The sequence below is a fragment of the Kocuria rhizophila DC2201 genome, assembly GCF_000010285.1.
Lineage (GTDB): Bacteria > Actinomycetota > Actinomycetes > Actinomycetales > Micrococcaceae > Kocuria > Kocuria rhizophila_A.
Genome location: NC_010617.1, coordinates 2525085 through 2540553, shown reverse-complemented (window position 1 = coordinate 2540553; position 15469 = coordinate 2525085). Strand labels below are relative to the sequence as shown.

At 68.9% G+C, this 15469-nt stretch carries 16 protein-coding genes; 13 read left to right on the top strand and 3 right to left on the bottom strand.

Translation table 11 applies throughout. From position 1 onward, the window contains the following. The first annotated feature begins 134 nt into the window (after window positions 1-134). The 5 genes from KRH_RS10940 (at window position 135) to KRH_RS10920 (ending at window position 3237) form a co-directional block, all read left to right on the top strand. Window positions 135-644 carry a TetR/AcrR family transcriptional regulator gene (locus KRH_RS10940; protein WP_012399279.1) on the top strand — a complete coding sequence of 170 codons (510 nt, stop codon included), beginning with the start codon at window positions 135-137 and terminating at the stop codon, window positions 642-644. Continuing rightward, a complete protein-coding gene (locus KRH_RS10935; protein WP_012399278.1) occupies window positions 641-1003 on the top strand; it encodes a DMT family transporter in 363 nt (120 codons plus the stop codon). Before KRH_RS10940 ends, KRH_RS10935 begins: the two co-directional genes overlap by 4 nt. Further along, window positions 1000-1329, top strand: a complete 330-nt coding sequence (locus KRH_RS10930; protein ID WP_012399277.1) for a DMT family transporter — start codon at window positions 1000-1002, stop codon at window positions 1327-1329. Before KRH_RS10935 ends, KRH_RS10930 begins: the two co-directional genes overlap by 4 nt. Before the next feature lie 64 nt (window positions 1330-1393). Beyond that, window positions 1394-2434, top strand: coding sequence for a Dyp-type peroxidase (locus tag KRH_RS10925; RefSeq protein WP_041297438.1), 1041 nt, complete (start codon window positions 1394-1396; stop codon window positions 2432-2434). Window positions 2435-2436: 2 nt separating this feature from the next. Continuing rightward, complete coding sequence (locus tag KRH_RS10920; protein ID WP_012399275.1) at window positions 2437-3237, top strand: family 1 encapsulin nanocompartment shell protein; 801 nt, start codon at window positions 2437-2439, stop codon at window positions 3235-3237. A gap of 70 nt (window positions 3238-3307) precedes the next feature. Here KRH_RS10920 and KRH_RS10915 read toward each other — a convergent pair whose 3' ends face one another. After that, window positions 3308-5194: an FAD-binding monooxygenase gene (locus KRH_RS10915; protein WP_012399274.1), complete on the bottom strand. Its 1887-nt coding sequence runs from the start codon at window positions 5192-5194 to the stop codon at window positions 3308-3310. A gap of 405 nt (window positions 5195-5599) precedes the next feature. On the opposite strand from KRH_RS10915, the gene KRH_RS10910 reads away from it, so the two are divergent. The 8 genes from KRH_RS10910 to KRH_RS11845 all read left to right on the top strand — a co-directional run bounded on the left by KRH_RS10910 (window position 5600) and on the right by KRH_RS11845 (window position 13675). Beyond that, window positions 5600-7132, top strand: a complete 1533-nt coding sequence (locus KRH_RS10910) for a fumarylacetoacetate hydrolase family protein (RefSeq protein ID WP_012399273.1) — start codon at window positions 5600-5602, stop codon at window positions 7130-7132. Between the two features lie 44 nt (window positions 7133-7176). Continuing rightward, the gene (locus tag KRH_RS10905; protein WP_012399272.1) at window positions 7177-7866 is read left to right on the top strand and encodes a GntR family transcriptional regulator; all 690 of its coding nucleotides are present in this window, start codon (window positions 7177-7179) and stop codon (window positions 7864-7866) included. A 38-nt stretch (window positions 7867-7904) separates the two neighbouring features. Further along, a complete protein-coding gene (gene hpaE, locus KRH_RS10900; protein WP_012399271.1) occupies window positions 7905-9440 on the top strand; it encodes a 5-carboxymethyl-2-hydroxymuconate semialdehyde dehydrogenase in 1536 nt (511 codons plus the stop codon). A 129-nt stretch (window positions 9441-9569) separates the two neighbouring features. After that, window positions 9570-10736, top strand: coding sequence for a 3,4-dihydroxyphenylacetate 2,3-dioxygenase (hpaD, locus tag KRH_RS10895; protein WP_012399270.1), 1167 nt, complete (start codon window positions 9570-9572; stop codon window positions 10734-10736). A 210-nt stretch (window positions 10737-10946) separates the two neighbouring features. Next, on the top strand, window positions 10947-11732 hold the full coding sequence (gene hpaH, locus KRH_RS10890) for a 2-oxo-hept-4-ene-1,7-dioate hydratase (RefSeq protein ID WP_041297437.1): 786 nt from the start codon (window positions 10947-10949) through the stop codon (window positions 11730-11732). 50 nt (window positions 11733-11782) lie between these two features. Beyond that, window positions 11783-12553, top strand: a complete 771-nt coding sequence (locus KRH_RS10885) for an HpcH/HpaI aldolase family protein (protein WP_012399268.1) — start codon at window positions 11783-11785, stop codon at window positions 12551-12553. 108 nt (window positions 12554-12661) lie between these two features. Next, a complete protein-coding gene (locus KRH_RS10880) occupies window positions 12662-13144 on the top strand; it encodes a dienelactone hydrolase family protein (RefSeq protein ID WP_231844720.1) in 483 nt (160 codons plus the stop codon). Between the two features lie 288 nt (window positions 13145-13432). Then, the gene (locus KRH_RS11845) at window positions 13433-13675 is read left to right on the top strand and encodes a hypothetical protein (RefSeq protein WP_226905814.1); all 243 of its coding nucleotides are present in this window, start codon (window positions 13433-13435) and stop codon (window positions 13673-13675) included. 92 nt (window positions 13676-13767) lie between these two features. Here the strand turns inward: KRH_RS11845 and KRH_RS12140 are convergent, their stop codons facing one another. Next, entirely contained in the window at window positions 13768-14985 is a 1218-nt protein-coding gene (locus KRH_RS12140; RefSeq protein WP_226905815.1) for an RNA polymerase sigma factor, read from the bottom strand. Window positions 14986-15008: 23 nt separating this feature from the next. Then, window positions 15009-15389: a YciI family protein gene (locus tag KRH_RS10865; RefSeq protein ID WP_012399264.1), complete on the bottom strand. Its 381-nt coding sequence runs from the start codon at window positions 15387-15389 to the stop codon at window positions 15009-15011. Window positions 15390-15469: the final 80 nt, after the last annotated feature.

Below are 15469 nucleotides of genomic sequence, written 5' to 3'. Positions count from 1 at the left end.
ATCGGAAGACCTCGACCCTCACCCCGACACCGACGCGCCGCCCCAGGTCGCACCACAGCTACACCCTCATCTGTGAAGAGCCACTGAACGCCGCGTGGACTTTTACCTACCATACGTATGGTAGGCTCATCGCTGTGACAACCAAGACCGAGATCCTGGACAGCGCGCTGGAGGTGCTGCGCTCCGGGGGCGCCCTCACCATCGATGCCGTGGCCCGTGCCGTCGGCATCACCAAACCCGGGGTGGTGCACCACTTCCCCACCAAGGAGACCCTCACCGTGGCCGTCACGGAGCACCTCCTGGACGGCTGGGAGGAGGAGCTCGCGGCCCGCACCGGGGACGGGGCCGAACCCGTGGACCGGCTGCGCGCCTACGTGGAGCTCACCCTGCTGGGGGAGATGGACGTCGCGGACGTGGCCCTCGTGGCGGACCTGCGCCTGCGGGAGAAGCTCGCGGCACTGTGGTCCGCGCGCATGTCCTCGTGGTTCGGGGAGCTGGACGCACCGGCCCTCGTGGCCGCCCGGCTGATGGCGGACGGGGCGTGGATCGACCGCTCACTGGGGCTGCTGGACCTGGACGCCTCACGCCGCTCGGCGGTGGCAGGCGTCGCGCTGGAGCTGATCGAGAAGGAAGCGGGCCGATGAAGAAGTGGCTGTACCTGGTGGCCGCGATTGTGCTGGAGGTCTCCGGATCGCTCTCGCTCAAGGCCGCCATGGACGCACCGCAGTTCTACGTGATCGTGGTGCTGGGATACCTCGGGGCGTTCGTGGGGCTGTTCGCGGCCCTGCGCAACGGCATGAGCCTGGGCGTGGGGTACGGGATCTGGGGTGCCACCGGGGTGGCCGCCACGGCCGTGCTGTCCCTGGTGATATTCAACGAGCCCATCACCCCGGTCATGGGTCTGGGCATCGTGCTGGTGATCGCCGGTGTCCTCACGGTGGAGCTCGGCTCCCAGCTGGCCCTCAAGAAGCAGAACACCCTCACCACGGAGGAGATCCGATGACCGCCTTCGCCGCTCTGTCCCTGGCCTCGGCCATCCTGTGCGAGGTCGTCGGCACCGTGTCCCTCCGCCTGGCCAGTGCGGGCCGGAAGGTCTGGTGGGTGGGTGCCACCGTGGGCTACGTCCTGGCGTTCTGGCTTCTGGCCGTGGTGCTGAGCCACGGTGTCCCGCTGGGTGTGGCGTACGGGATCTGGTCCGCCACGGGAGTGGCGATCACCGCCGTCATCAGCCGCGTGTTCTTCAAGGAACCGCTCACCTGGCTCATGTGCCTGGGGCTCTCGCTGATCGTGGGGGGCGTGCTGTGCATCGACTTCGGGGCCATGCACTGAGCAACCCCGGGGGATAGTGTGGACGCACAGGCCTGAGACGGCAGCCCCCACCCACGGAGACACCATGCCCACCCAGAAGATCGTGGCCTCACCGGCCAAAGCGGCCCTGTTCCTGGTCCTCACTGTCAACGAGGGCGCCGAGGCCGAGGTGGCGGACGTGCTCACGGAGGTCTCGGACCTCACCAAGGCCGTCTCTTTCCGCGTGCCCACCAGCAACCTGCTGTGCGTGGTGGGCGTGGGCCACGACGCCTGGGGGCGGCTCTTCGATGCGCCCCTTCCCAGGGACCTCCACCCGTTCCGCGAGTTCCACGGGGACGTGCACTCCGCACCGGCGACCCCCGGCGACCTGCTCATCCACCTGCGGGCGGGCACGCAGGACGTGTGCTTCGAGCTGGCCAAGCACCTCATGACGCGCCTGGGCCCGCACGTGCACGTGGAGGACGAGGTGCACGGCTTCAAGTTCTTCGAGGAGCGGGACCTGCTGGGCTTCGTGGACGGCACCGCCAACCCGGAGGGCGAGGACGCCTGCACCGCCGCCCTGGTGGGGGGCGAGGACCCCGACTACCGCGGCGGCAGCTACGTTCTGGTGCAGAAGTACCTGCACGACATGACCGCGTGGGAGGCGCTGTCCGTGGGTGAGCAGGAGCGGGTGATCGGGCGCTCCAAGCTCGAGGACATCGAGATGTCCGACGCGCAGAAGCCCGCCAACTCGCACGTGGCCCTCAACGACCTCGACCCCGTGGACGGCCGCAAGCGCGAGATCGTGCGCGACAACATGCCCTTCGGTCGGGTGGGTTCCGCCGAGTTCGGCACGTACTTCATCGGCTACGCCGCGGACCCCGCGGTCACCGAGACCATGCTGGAGAACATGGTGGTGGGGGACCCGCCGGGCACCTACGACCGCATCCTGGACTTCTCCACGGCCATGACGGGCGGGCTGTTCTTCGCGCCGCCGCGCTCCTTCCTGGACGACCCCTCCGCCGTCGCGGCCCGCCCCTCTGCCACCGCGGAGACCACCCCGGACGACGGCACCGCCTCGGTTGCCGCCCCCGCCGACGGCTCGCTGGGTATCGGCAGCCTCAAGAACACCGAGTCAAGGAGTTGAGCATGAACAACCTGCACCGGGACCTCGCACCGATCTCCTCCGCCGCGTGGGCGGACATGGGCGACGAGGCCCGCCGAACCTTCGCGGCCCGTGCCGCGGCCCGCCGCACGGTGGACATGCCGGAACCGGCCGGCGCCGAGTTCTCCGCCCTGGGCACGGGACACGTGAGCCGCGTGGCCGCGGACACCCCTGGCGTGGAGGCCCTGCAGCGCCACGTGGTGCGTGTGGTGGAGCTGCGCGCGCCGTTCACGCTCAAGCGCTCTGACATCGACGACGTGGAGCGCGGCGCGGCGGACCCGGACTGGCAGCCCGTCAAGGACGCCGCCGTGGCGCTCGCGTCCGCCGAGGACCGCACGGTGTTCTACGGCTCGGACTCCGCCGGGATCCAGGGCATCGCCCCGGCCAGCGACAACGAGCGGCTGAGCCTGCCGCAGGACGTGCGCGAGTTCCCCAACGCCGTGGCCAAGGCCAAGACCGAGCTGCGCCTCGCGGGGGTGGCGGGCCCCTACAACCTGCTGCTGCCCGCGGAGCTCTACACCGAGGTCACGGAGACCACCGACCACGGCTACCCCGTGCACGAGCACGTCTCCCGCATCCTGGGGGAGGGCTCGATCATCTGGGCCCCCGCGCTCGACGACGCCCTGCTGGTCTCCGCGCGCGGTGGCGACTACGAGCTGCACCTGGGCCAGGACGCCGCGATCGGGTACACGTCCCACACCGCGGAGACCGTGGAGCTCTACCTGCGCGAGACCCTGACCTTCCGGGTCAACACCTCGGAGGCCAGCGTGGTCATCTCCCGCTGACGGGCCACCCGCCACGCACGACGCCGCCACGCCCTCCCCGGGGAGGGCGCGGCGGCGTCGTGTCCGGGTCTCAGTCCCTGCGGAGGAACCCGCTGAAGAACTCCGCGAGCTCGGCGGTGGCGTCCAGCGGCAGGACTGCGGCCACGTAGTGGTCCGGGCGGACCACCACCACGGCGCCGTCACGGCTGATGGTGCGCTGCTCGAAGATGTCGTTGCCGGGGATCACGGCGTACACGCGCTCCCAGTAGTTCAGCTCGAACGGGCCCACCTGCGGCTTGAAGGCGCGCGGGACGGCGTTGATGTCCACCTGGTCGTAGGGCTGCTGGTAGGTGACGTCCACGTCGAACAGGGTGGCCTCGCCGTCGCCCTCGCGGCGGAACGCCACGAGCGGGGAGGTGGGGTCGTTGTGCAGCCACTGCGCGAACGCGGTGGTGGGGGAGTCCGCCCCGGCCACGGCGGCGTCGGCGTACACGTGGATGCGCCAGCGCCCGTCCGCGGTGGCCTCGTGGCCCTGGTGCACCACCATGGCATCGCACACGCGCTGGACCTCGGCGGACTTGAAGCGCTTGCCCACCGGGAAGCCCTTGGCGAGGTCCTGGTGCTCGGTGCCCGCCACGATCAGCGAGGGCCGGTACTCGGTCATGAAACCGGCCGGGAACTCGGCCGTCTTCACGTAGAACTCCTCCAGGTACTTGGGGTCCGGGAGCTTGTCCTGCGGGGTGGCCATGAGCATGGACCACTCGCGGTCGAAGTCGATGAGGTTCTTGGCGATCACCTGCCGCTCCTCGGAGTAGGTGTCCAGGAGGGAGGCGTCCGCGCGGCCCGAGAGCACCGCGCCGAGCTTCCAGCCCAGGTTCCAGCCGTCCTGCATGGACACGTTCATGCCCTGGCCGGCCTTCGCGGAGTGGGTGTGGCAGGCGTCCCCGGCAATGAACACGCGGGGGCAGCGGGTGCCGCGGTCCTCGGTGTCGACGTCGTCGAAGTGGTCCGTGAGGCGGTGGCCCACCTCGTACACGGAGGACCACGCCACGGACTTCACGTCCACGCTGTAGGGGTGGATGATCTGGTTGGCCCGGCGGATGACCTCCTCCACGGGGGTCTTGCGGATCTCGTGGTTGTCGTCCTCGGGCACCTCGCCCAGGTCCACGTACATGCGGAACAGCAGGCCGCCCTCGCGGGGGATCAGCAGGATGGAGCCGTTCACGGAGTTGATCGCGCACTTGGTGCGGATGTCCGGGAAGTCGGTGTTGGCCAGCACGTCCATGACGCCCCACGCGTGGTTGGCGCCCTGGCCCTCGAGCTTGCGGCCGATGGACTTGCGCACCCGTGAGGCCGCGCCGTCGCAGCCGAACACGTACTTGGCGCGTACGGTGCGCTCCTCGCCCTCGCGGGGTCCGGCGGCGTAGCGCACGGTCACGGCTACGGGATGCTCGTGGTCCTGGTTGATCTCCAGGCCCACGAACTCGATGCCGTAGTCCGGCTCGATCCTCCCGGGGCCGCGCTTGGCGGAGCGCAGGAAGTAGTCCATCACGCGCGCCTGGTTCACGATCATGTGCGGGAACTCGGAGACGCCGTGGGGGTCGTCCGCGGGGCGGCCCGTGCGCACGATGTTCTGCGGGTTGGTGGGGTCCGGGTTCCAGAAGCACATCTCGCGGAGCATGAACGCCTCCTGGATGATCTCCTGGGCGAAGCCGAAAGACTGGAAGGTCTCCACGCTGCGGGCCTGGATGCCGTCCGCCTGGCCGATCTCCAGGCGGCCCGGGCGGCGCTCGATCAGCCGGGTGCTCACCTCCGGGTACTGGGACAGCTGGGCCGCGGCGATCACACCGGCCGGGCCGGAGCCCACGATGAGCACGTCCATGGTGTCCGGGAGGTCCTCCGGGCGGTCGATCCCGTGACCGCGCGCCTCCTCGATCCGGGGATCCTCGGAGACGTATCCGTTCTGGTGAAAGAGCATGCCTTCTCCTGCGTTCTGCGATGGGGTGGGCCGGCAGGCCCTGTCCGGGAGGAGCCACGTTGCTCGCTCCGCGGGGAGTCGGTGGAGTTCAGGGTGTAATCCAGATCATATACGATGTGTGGCCGGGGTAACAGGGGTCACGGTGCCCGGCACGACGCCGCTCCGGCCGTCGCTCTCGGAGGCTCCGCTCTCGGCCGGGTTCCGCGGCGCGTCGACCCTGGTCTCGCGGGCCCCACCGGGGAGAACGGTGGATGCGTGTCGCAGCGCTCGGGGTCCACGAGGGTTTGCCTGCGGGACTTTCCTGGCTTCCCCGCGCACAATGGTGTGAGCGGGACCACTTGCCCACCCCCTCAGGATAATATACGATTTCGAATAACATTCTGATGATCCGAGGAGGCCCTCGCCGTGACCGAGAACCCGCAGAACGCTCAGAACCCGTCCGTCGGAGCCGGTGAGGTGCAGCCCGTCCCGGTGCGGCCCGGCAAGATCATCGCCGTCCACGTGGCCTACGAGTCCCGCGCCGCCCAGCGCGGCCGCAAGCCCGCGGTGCCTTCCTACTTCCTCAAGCCCACGAGCTCCCTGGCCGGGTCCGGTGCCGCCGTGGAGCGCCCCGCCGGGACCGAGCTGCTTGCCTTCGAGGGGGAGATCGCCCTGGTGATCGGCTCGCCCGCCCGCAACGTGTCCCTCGAGGACGCCTGGAACCATGTGGCGGCAGTCACAGCCTCGAACGACTGGGGCCTCTACGACCTGCGCGCCGCGGACAAGGGCTCCAACCTGCGCAACAAGGGCCGGGACGGCTACACCTCCCTGGGCCCCTCCCTCATCGACGCCCGCGAGGTCTCGCCGGAGCAGCTGCGCGTGCGCACGTGGCTCAACGGCCAGGTGGTCCAGGAGGACAACACGGCCCCCGAGAACATGATCTTCCCGCTCGCCCAGTTCGTGGCGGACCTCTCCCAGCACGTGACCCTGGAGGAGGGGGACGTGATCCTCACGGGCACCCCCGCCGGTTCCTCCGTCGCGCAGCCCGGGGACGTCGTGGAGGTGGAGGTGGACGCGCCGACCGCGGCCGGAGCGCCGTCGTCCGGCCGCCTGCTCAGCCGCGTGACCGAGGGCCACGAGCGCTTCGACGAGGGCCTGGGCGCGATGCCCGCCGTGAACGACACCCAGCGCGAGGAGGCGTGGGGCTCGCGCGAGTCCGCGGGCCTGCCCGAACAGGGGGCGGAGCACGCGCTGAGCCCCGCCCTGCGCGCGAAGCTCGACAAGGCCCCCACTGCGGGGCTCTCCGCCCAGCTGCGCAAGCGCGGGCTGAACAACGTGGTGGTCGCGGACGTCTTCCCGCAGACCCCCGGCACCAAGCTGGTGGGCACCGCCAAGACCCTGCGCTTCGTGCCCAACCGCGAGGACCTCTTCAAGAGCCACGGCGGTGGCTACAACGCCCAGAAGCGCGCGTTCGACGCCGTGGGCGAGGGCGAGGTGATCGTGATCGAGGCGCGCGGGGAGACCGGGTCCGCGACCCTCGGTGACGTCCTCGCGCTGCGCGCCCGCCACAACGGCGCGGCCGGTGTGGTCACGGACGGCGGCGTGCGGGACTACGCCGCGGTGCAGGAGATCGGGCTGCCCGTGTTCTGCAAGGGCCCCAACCCGGCCGTGCTCGGCCGGCGGCACGTGCCGTGGGAGTCGGACGTGGCCGTGGCCTGCGGCAACGTCACGGTGCTCCCGGGTGACGTGGTCGTGGGGGACGACGACGGCGTCGTCGTGATCCCGCGCGAGCTCGCCGAGGAGGTGGCCCAGGACGCCCTGGCCAAGGAGCACGAGGACGCCTGGGTGGCCGAGCGCGTGGCCGAGGGGCACCCGGTGGACGGGCTGTTCCCGCCCACCGGCGAGTGGAAGCAGAAGTTCCAGCAGTGGCTCGCCGAGAACCCGCTGCCCTCCGAGTGATCCGCGCCTGACCCCCGAGCCCTCCGAACCGAACCGAGGACCACATGCCCCTGACCGCGAATGCCGCACCCTCCAAGGCGCAGCGCGCGTACGACTGGATCAAGGCCCAGATCATGTCCCAGGCGTTCTCCCCGGGCTACCGCCTGGTGCTCGCGAGCATCGCCGAGACGCTGAGCATGTCCGTGGTGCCGGTGCGCGAGGCCATCCGGCGGCTCGAGGCCGAGGGCCTGGTGACGTTCGAGCGCAACGTGGGCGCACGGGTCTCCATGGTCGACGGCGAGCAGTACACCTACAGCATGGAGACCCTCGCGGTGCTGGAGGGCGCGGCCACCGCACTGTCCGCGGCGCACATCACCGCCGAGGACCTCGCCCACGCGCGGGAGCTCAACGCCTCCATGGAGGCCTCGCTGAAGAACTTCGACCCGCAGACGTTCACGGAGACCAACCACGAGTTCCACCGCGTGCTCGCGTGCCGGTGCCCCAACGAGCGCCTCAACGACCTGGTCACGGTGGAGTGGGAACGCCTCAACCACCTGCGGACCTCCACGTTCTCGTTCGTCCCGGAGCGCGCCCGCGCCTCGGTGAACGAGCACCACCACATCCTCCACCTCATCGAGACCCACGCCCCGGCGGACGCCGTGGAGCGTGCCGTCCGCCAGCACCGCGCCGCGACCCTCGCCAGCTACCTCAGCAGCCGCGAGGACCGTGGTGCGGCGCAGCGGCGCACCACGTGAGACAACCCACCGAATCCACTGATACGAGGAGTCATCCCATGGCCGCTCTGCAGGACACCAAGCCCGAGAACCTTCCCGATTCCATCCGCCACTACATCAACGGCGAGTGGGTGGACTCGATCGACGGGGACACGTTCGACGTGCTCAACCCCGTGACCAACGAGCCCTACATCACGGCCGCCTCCGGCAAGAAGGCGGACATCGAGGCCGCCGTGGCCGCCGCCAAGAAGGCGTTCGAGGAGGGCCCCTGGCCCAAGATGCTCCCGCGCGAGCGCTCCCGGATCCTGCACAAGATCGCGGACATCGTGGAGTCCCGCGGTGACCAGCTGGCCGCCATGGAGTCCTACGACTCCGGGCTGCCCATCACCCAGGCCCTGGGCCAGGCGCGCCGCGCGGCGGAGAACTTCCGCTTCTTCGCGGACCTGATCGTCGCCCAGATCGACGACGCCTACAAAGTCCCCGGGCGCCAGGTGAACTACGTGAACCGCAAGCCCATCGGCGTGGCCGGTCTGATCACCCCGTGGAACACCCCGTTCATGCTCGAGTCCTGGAAGCTGGGCCCCGCCCTGGCCACCGGCAACTGCGTGGTGCTCAAGCCCGCGGAGTTCACCCCGCTCTCCGCCTCCCTATGGCCGGGGATCTTCGAGGAGGCCGGCGTGCCCGCCGGTGTGTTCAACCTGGTCAACGGCTTCGGCGAGGAGGGCTACGCCGGTGACTCCCTGGTCAAGCACCCGGACGTGCCCCTGATCTCCTTCACGGGCGAGTCCCGCACGGGCCAGATCATCTTCGGCAACGCCGCCCCGTACCTCAAGGGCCTGTCCATGGAGCTGGGCGGCAAGTCCCCGGCCGTGGTCTTCGAGGACGCGGACCTCGAGGCCGCGATCAACGCCACGATTTTCGGGGTGTTCTCCCTCAACGGCGAACGCTGCACCGCGGGCTCGCGCATCCTGGTGCAGCGCGGGATCTACGACGAGTTCGTGGAGCGCTACGCCGCGCAGGCCAAGCGGGTGAAGGTGGGTCTGCCCTCGGACCCGTCCACCGAGGTGGGCGCCCTGGTGCACCCGGAGCACTACGAGAAGGTCATGTCCTACGTGGAGATCGGCAAGCAGGAGGCCCGCCTGGTGGCCGGTGGCGGCCGCCCCGAGGGCTTCGAGACCGGCAACTACGTGGCGCCCACGGTGTTCGTGGACGTCAAGCCGGACGCCCGGATCTTCCAGGAGGAGATCTTCGGTCCGGTGGTGGCCATCACCCCGTTCGACACGGAGGAGGAGGCCCTGGAGCTCGCGAACAACACCAAGTACGGCCTGGCGGCCTACATCTGGACCAGCGACCTCAAGCGTGCTCACAACTTCGCGCAGAACGTGGAGGCGGGCATGGTGTGGCTGAACTCCAACAACGTGCGCGACCTGCGCACCCCGTTCGGCGGTGTGAAGGCCTCCGGGCTGGGCCACGAGGGCGGCTACCGCTCGATCGACTTCTACACGGACCAGCAGGCCGTGCACATCAACCTGGGCGAGGTGCACAACCCGGTGTTCGGCAAGCAGGAGGACGCCGCCGCCAAGACGGACGGCTGAGCCCCGCCCACGCAGCACTCCCACGCCGCGCCCGCCGCCGCGGGCCGCACGGTCCGCGGCGGGGCGGCGCCAGAACCCCACGACCCTTTCACTGTCATCACGAGGCACTCTCACCACGAAGGACACACCATGACGAATCCCGCTGACCGGACGATGACGTCCTCGGGCTTCTATGTTTCGCAGGAAGCCCCGATCACCACCGACAACCCCATCAAGACCCCCTCCGTGCCCGCGCCGGACATCCTGCGCTGCGCGTACATGGAGCTCGTGGTCACGGACCTCGCGGCCTCCCGCGAGTTCTACGTGGACGTGCTGGGGCTCACGGTCACGGAGGAGGACGAGAACACCGTCTACCTGCGCTCGATCGAGGAGTTCATCCACCACAACCTGGTGCTGCGCCAGGGTCCCGTGGCCGCCGTGGCCGCGTTCTCCTACCGCGTGCGCACCCCCGAGGACCTCGACAAGGCCGTGGCCTTCTACGAGGAGCTCGGTTGCCGCGTGGAGCGCCGTGCGGAGGGCTTCACCAAGGGCATCGGAGAGTCGGTGCGCGTGGAGGACCCGCTGGGCTTCCCGTACGAGTTCTTCTACGACGTGGAGCACGTGGAGCGCCTCGCGTGGCGCTACGACCTCTACACCCCGGGCGCCCTGGTGCGCCTGGACCACTTCAACCAGGTCACCCCGGACGTGCCCCGCGCCACCAAGTTCATGCAGGACCTGGGCTTCCGCGTGACCGAGGACATCCAGGACGAGCAGGGCACGGTGTACGCCGCGTGGATGCGCCGCAAGCCCACCGTGCACGACACCGCCATGACCGGCGGCGACGGGCCCCGCATGCACCACGTGGCCTTCGCGACCCACGAGAAGCACAACATCCTGGCCATCTGCGACAAGCTCGGTGCGCTGCGCCAGTCGGACAGGATCGAGCGCGGCCCCGGCCGCCACGGCGTGTCCAACGCGTTCTACCTCTACCTGCGGGACCCGGACGGGCACCGCGTGGAGATCTACACGCAGGACTACTACACCGGTGACCCGGACAACCCCGTGGTCACGTGGGACGTCCACGACAACCAGCGCCGCGACTGGTGGGGCACCCCCGTGGTCCCCTCCTGGTACACGGAGGCGTCCCTGGTGCTGGACCTGGACGGCAACCCGCAGGAGGTCGTCTCCCGCACGGACGACTCCGAGCTCGCCGTGACCATCGGCGCGGACGGCTTCTCCTACACCCGCCCCTCCGAGGGCGAGGAGTCCATGCCGGACTGGAAGAAGGGCGAGTACAAGATGGGTCACCAGCTCTGACCCGCTCCTCCCGCGCGTGAGCCGCGCCCGCACGCCCCGGCGGCGGCGGGTGCGGCTCACGCCGAGCGGACGACGACGCCGCTCGCACCCTTTCCGGGGAGCGGCACCCGGCCCTGTGGGGCACCCGGGTGACGGAGCGTTGGGACACCGGCGCAGCGGCGTCGTCGTCCCCTGCGGGCACGGCGCACGGACCAACCGAAAGGCAAGGACATGCTGGAGCACGAACGCGTGGTGGCCATCGCGGACGAACTGGCCGCCGCGGAGGCGAACCGCACGATGATCGAGCGGCTCACGCTGCGCTACCCGGAGATGACCGTGGAGGACTCCTACGCGGTGCAGAACGAGTGGCGCCGGCGCGCGCAGGAGGCCGGGCGGCGGCTCGTGGGCCGGAAGATCGGGCTGACCTCGAAGGTCATGCAGGAGGCCACGGGGATCACGGAACCGGACTACGGGGCGATCTTCGCGGACCAGGTGCACGAGAACGGCTCGGTGATCGAGCACGGGCAGTACTCGAACGTGCGGATCGAGGTGGAGCTCGCGTTCGTGCTCAGGGACGAGCTGCGCGGGCCGCACACGAGCATCTTCGACGTGCTGCGGGCCACCGAGTACGTGGTGCCGGCGCTGGAGATCCTCAGCTCGAGGGTCCAGATGGAGGGCCGCACGATCGTGGACACCATCTCGGACAATGCCGCCCTCGGCGGGATGGTCTACGGCGGCAACCCCGTGGCTCCGGACGCCGTGGACCTGCGGTGGGTCTCCGCGCTGCTGTACCGCAACGAGACCCTGGAGGACACGGGCGTGGCCGCGGCCGTGCTCAACCACCCCGCGAACGGCGTGGCGTGGCTCGCCAACAAGCTGGCCGCGCACGGGGACGCGCTGGAGGCCGGGAGCATCGTGCTGGCCGGGTCCTTCACCAAGCCTATGTGGGTGCACCCTGGGGACACCGTCCACGCGGACTACGGAGAATTGGGAGCCATCACGTGTCGCTTCGAGTGAACGAGCTGATCCACACCTTCCGCGCTGAGGGCGCCGCCAACCTGCCGGGCGTGCTGCCGAGCCTCAAGGACCTCTTCGCGCTGCCGCGCACACCGGAGGACCCGGTCACGGGTATTTTCCTGTCCTCCGGTGATCCGACCGCGGCGGAGATCTGCGCGAGTGCGGGCTTCGACTACCTCCTGGTGGACGGCGAGCACTCGCCCCTGTCCCTGGAGTCCATCCAGGCGCAGCTGCGCGCGATCGCCGGGTACCCCACCCTGTCCGTGGTGCGGGTGCCGGACAACGACGAGGTCATCATCAAGCAGTACCTGGACCTCGGGGTGCAGTCGCTGATCGTGCCCATGGTGGACTCCGTGGCCGAGGCGGAGGCCGCAGCCCGGTCCGTGGCGTACCCGTCCGCGGGCGTGCGCGGCGTGGGTGCGGCACTGGCGCGTTCCGGGCGCTGGGGCGGGATCCCTGGCTACCTGCCGCGGGCCCGGGAGACCATCACCCTTGTGGTGCAGGCGGAGTCTGCCGCCGCCGTGGCGGGCATCGAGGAGATCGCCGCGGTGGACGGGGTGGACGGCGTGTTCGTGGGCCCCTCGGACCTCGCCGCCTCCATGGGGCTGATCGGGCAGCAGACCCACCCGGACGTCGTCGCCGCCGTGAAGCACGTGATCACCGCGGTGCAGGCGGCGGGCAAGTTCGTGGGCGTCAACGCGTTCGCGCAGGACCAGGCGCGGGACTACCTCGCCGCGGGCGCGGACTTCGTGAACGTGGGCGCCGACGTCGCCCTGCTGGCTTCCGGGGCGCGGAACCTGGCGGGGGCGTTCCGGGGCTGAGCCCTCCGGGGCATGAATGAACCCCGGCCGCATTGCCGGGTGGGGATACGAGATCGTCGTCCGGACCTGTACTCGGACGGCGGGGCGCGGCGGTGCCTGGTTGCCACGATGCGTTCCCTGATGACGGGCACGGGCAAGGCGCTGGTGGACATCGAGACCAGCCGGCAGTGGCTGCTCGCCCAGCCGGAGACCACCGAAGCCGTGGGCATCATCGGCTTCTGCATGGGCGGGGGCTTCGCGCTGCTGACCTGCGACCGGGACCGCTACGCCGTGGCGAGCGTGAACTATGGAACCGTCCCCGAGGACGTGGGCCACGCCTGCCCGGCGGTGGGTTCCTACGGTGCGCGGGACCTGCAGAACCGGGGTGCGGCGCAGAAGCTGGAGGCAAAGCTCGACGCCGCCTCGGTGGGGTACGACATCCAGGAGTACCCGAGCGCGGGGCACGCCTTTCTCAACGACTCGATGCCGGGACCTGCCGCCCTGGCTTCGCTGTGGCACGTGGCGGGTTTCGGGGGCACCCGAGAGGACCGCGAGCACGCGTGGCGGAGGATCGAGGACTACTTCGCGGCGCACCTGGGTGCTTCTGCGTAGGTGTCTGACGACATGACCGGGCAGAGGGCGTGGCGTGCAGTGCGTCGTCGCGCATGGGTGTATGCACGTGGAACCGGAACCGGAACCGGAACCGGAAGCGGACGGACCAGACCGCACGCAAGTGGGTGCCTCACCTAAGCGCGGAGGCCCCAGTAGGGCCTCCGGCAGACAACGCCCCGGTGACCGGTTCGTCGTGATGACCACGATATTGGCGGGGATTCCGGGTGTCCAGGAACGCGCTCACGCGGGTACCGCAAAGGTGTCCTGGCGCCAGCCTAGAGTTCCAGTATGAAGCGAGAGCAACTGGATGAAACCGTCAACGCCTGTCTGAATCTGATTGAAGTTCGCTTTCCTCAGGGCGACCAGCGCGGGGCTGCTGCGATGCTACTCGCGGATGGGGCCGTTCTTACCGGCACCGCTCCGGATGCTGTGAACCCGGCGGTGGAGGTGTGCCACGAGATCGAGCCCTACGCGGCGGCGTTCCGGCTCGACCAGGAGATCGTGGCCTCTGCACGGATAGGTGACATCTGATCTGGCTTGCCCGTAGGGGTGTGCTTTCTATCTGGCGACGAGAGTCGTGAGATGACAGGCACGCCAAGACGCTGTGTGCGGCACGCTGCGCGCTACGCGCGTTGTTTCCATCGAGTGAGCAGCTTCGCTAAGTGCTCGTGTTCACTGGTGATTGTGGTCAGAGTCATGGCTCGCTCTAGTGTCGAGATGGCGTCTTGGTTTCTCCCCATGGCGCGGTAGAGATGGCTTCGCAAGACCCATGCGGGTTGGTAGCTCTCCGCTGCTTTTGGGAGGCTGCTGAGGGCGGCCAGGGCCGCGGCTCCTCCTTCCGCATGCTGAAGAGTTGCGGCTCTGGAAACTCGTGCTCCTAACGAGGGGGCGATCCGTAGAAGGTGGTCGTGTTGCCGTAGTAGGGCATGCCAGTTTGGTTTTCGAGTGCGCACACCTTGCATGTGGAGGGCTTGGATGCTCGCTTCGATGGCGTAGCGGCCGATTTCTCCGCATCGGTGGACTTCACGAAGATGCCATTCACCCTTCGCCAGATGGCTTGCGTTCCACATGGTTGGGTCTTGATCGTCGAGAGGCACCAGCGCGCCGCTGGGGCTCCGTCGTGCGTTGAACCGTGCCACTGACAGGTGGATGAGAGCGGCAAGTCCGTGAGACTCTCCATCATCGGGGCAGAGGGTGGAAACTAGTTCAGAGAGATAGACCGCTTCTCCAGCGAGGTCTTCGCGCAGATCCGTTGCCGCATTGGCCCACTCGATGGTGAACACTCCGTAGATGGCTTCGTGGATGGACGAGAGGCACGCATGCAGTTCGGACCGGTCGGGCACGTGCATCTGAAGACCATTCGTGGCGATCTTCTTCTTCGCTCGGGTCAGCCGCGCTGCCACTGTCGCGGCGGGCAGGATCATTCCTTCCGCGATACGTCGGGTAGGGAGCCCGAGGACTGCAGACAGCATGAGCAGTGGGCGAGTGGCGGGATCGATGTCGGGGTGTGCGCAGGCTGCGAGAAGTTGGAGGCGGCTGTCGGGGAGCTCATCGAGCTCTGCGTTGATGCTGGGTTGTAGCGCTTCGTGTACTTCCGAGTTCAGCTCGACGCTGGTTCGGTGCGCGGCGGACTTCCAGACATCGCGTCGAAGGTTCAGCGCAGTGCGATAGATCCACCCGGAGGGATTCTGCGGGATGCCCTTGCTGGGCCAGGTATGAAGGGCGCGCTCAACCGCACCGGCTACTGCATCCTCTGCACCGGCGATATCGCCGTCTCGTACAGAAAGCAAGGCGATGATCCTGCTCCAGTCATCGTGGGTCAGAACCACCGCCTGCTCCACGTCAGGAGACGTCATTGCTGCGACTACTGGCGCCAGCTGCCATCGACGTAGGAAACCCCCGCTGCACGCACCTCGACTGTTCCATAACTCGCGCCAGGGAACCGCTCTGCCCACGCCAGTGCCGCCTCGCGGTCGGGAACATCGATCACGAACACACCGGCCAGTGCTTCTTTCGTCGCCGCGAAGGGACCATCCTCGATGACAGTCTTGCCATTGCGTCGCGTCACCGTCGAGGCAGTCGGCGATGGGGTGAGCATCTCGGCGGCCACCATGACCCCGGCAGCCTCGAGCGAGTCGGCGAAGTCGGTCATCAACTGCTGCATCTCGGCCATCTCCTCTGCCGACGGCTGCTCCTCGGTGCTGATGCCTGTTTCCTCAGCATGGAAAGCAAGTACGTATCGCATGGTGGAGTTCTCCTTGTACTGCTCAGGGAGAGCGCCGTTCGCCCTCCTGCACTAGAGACGATTCAGCGACCCCACTTTCG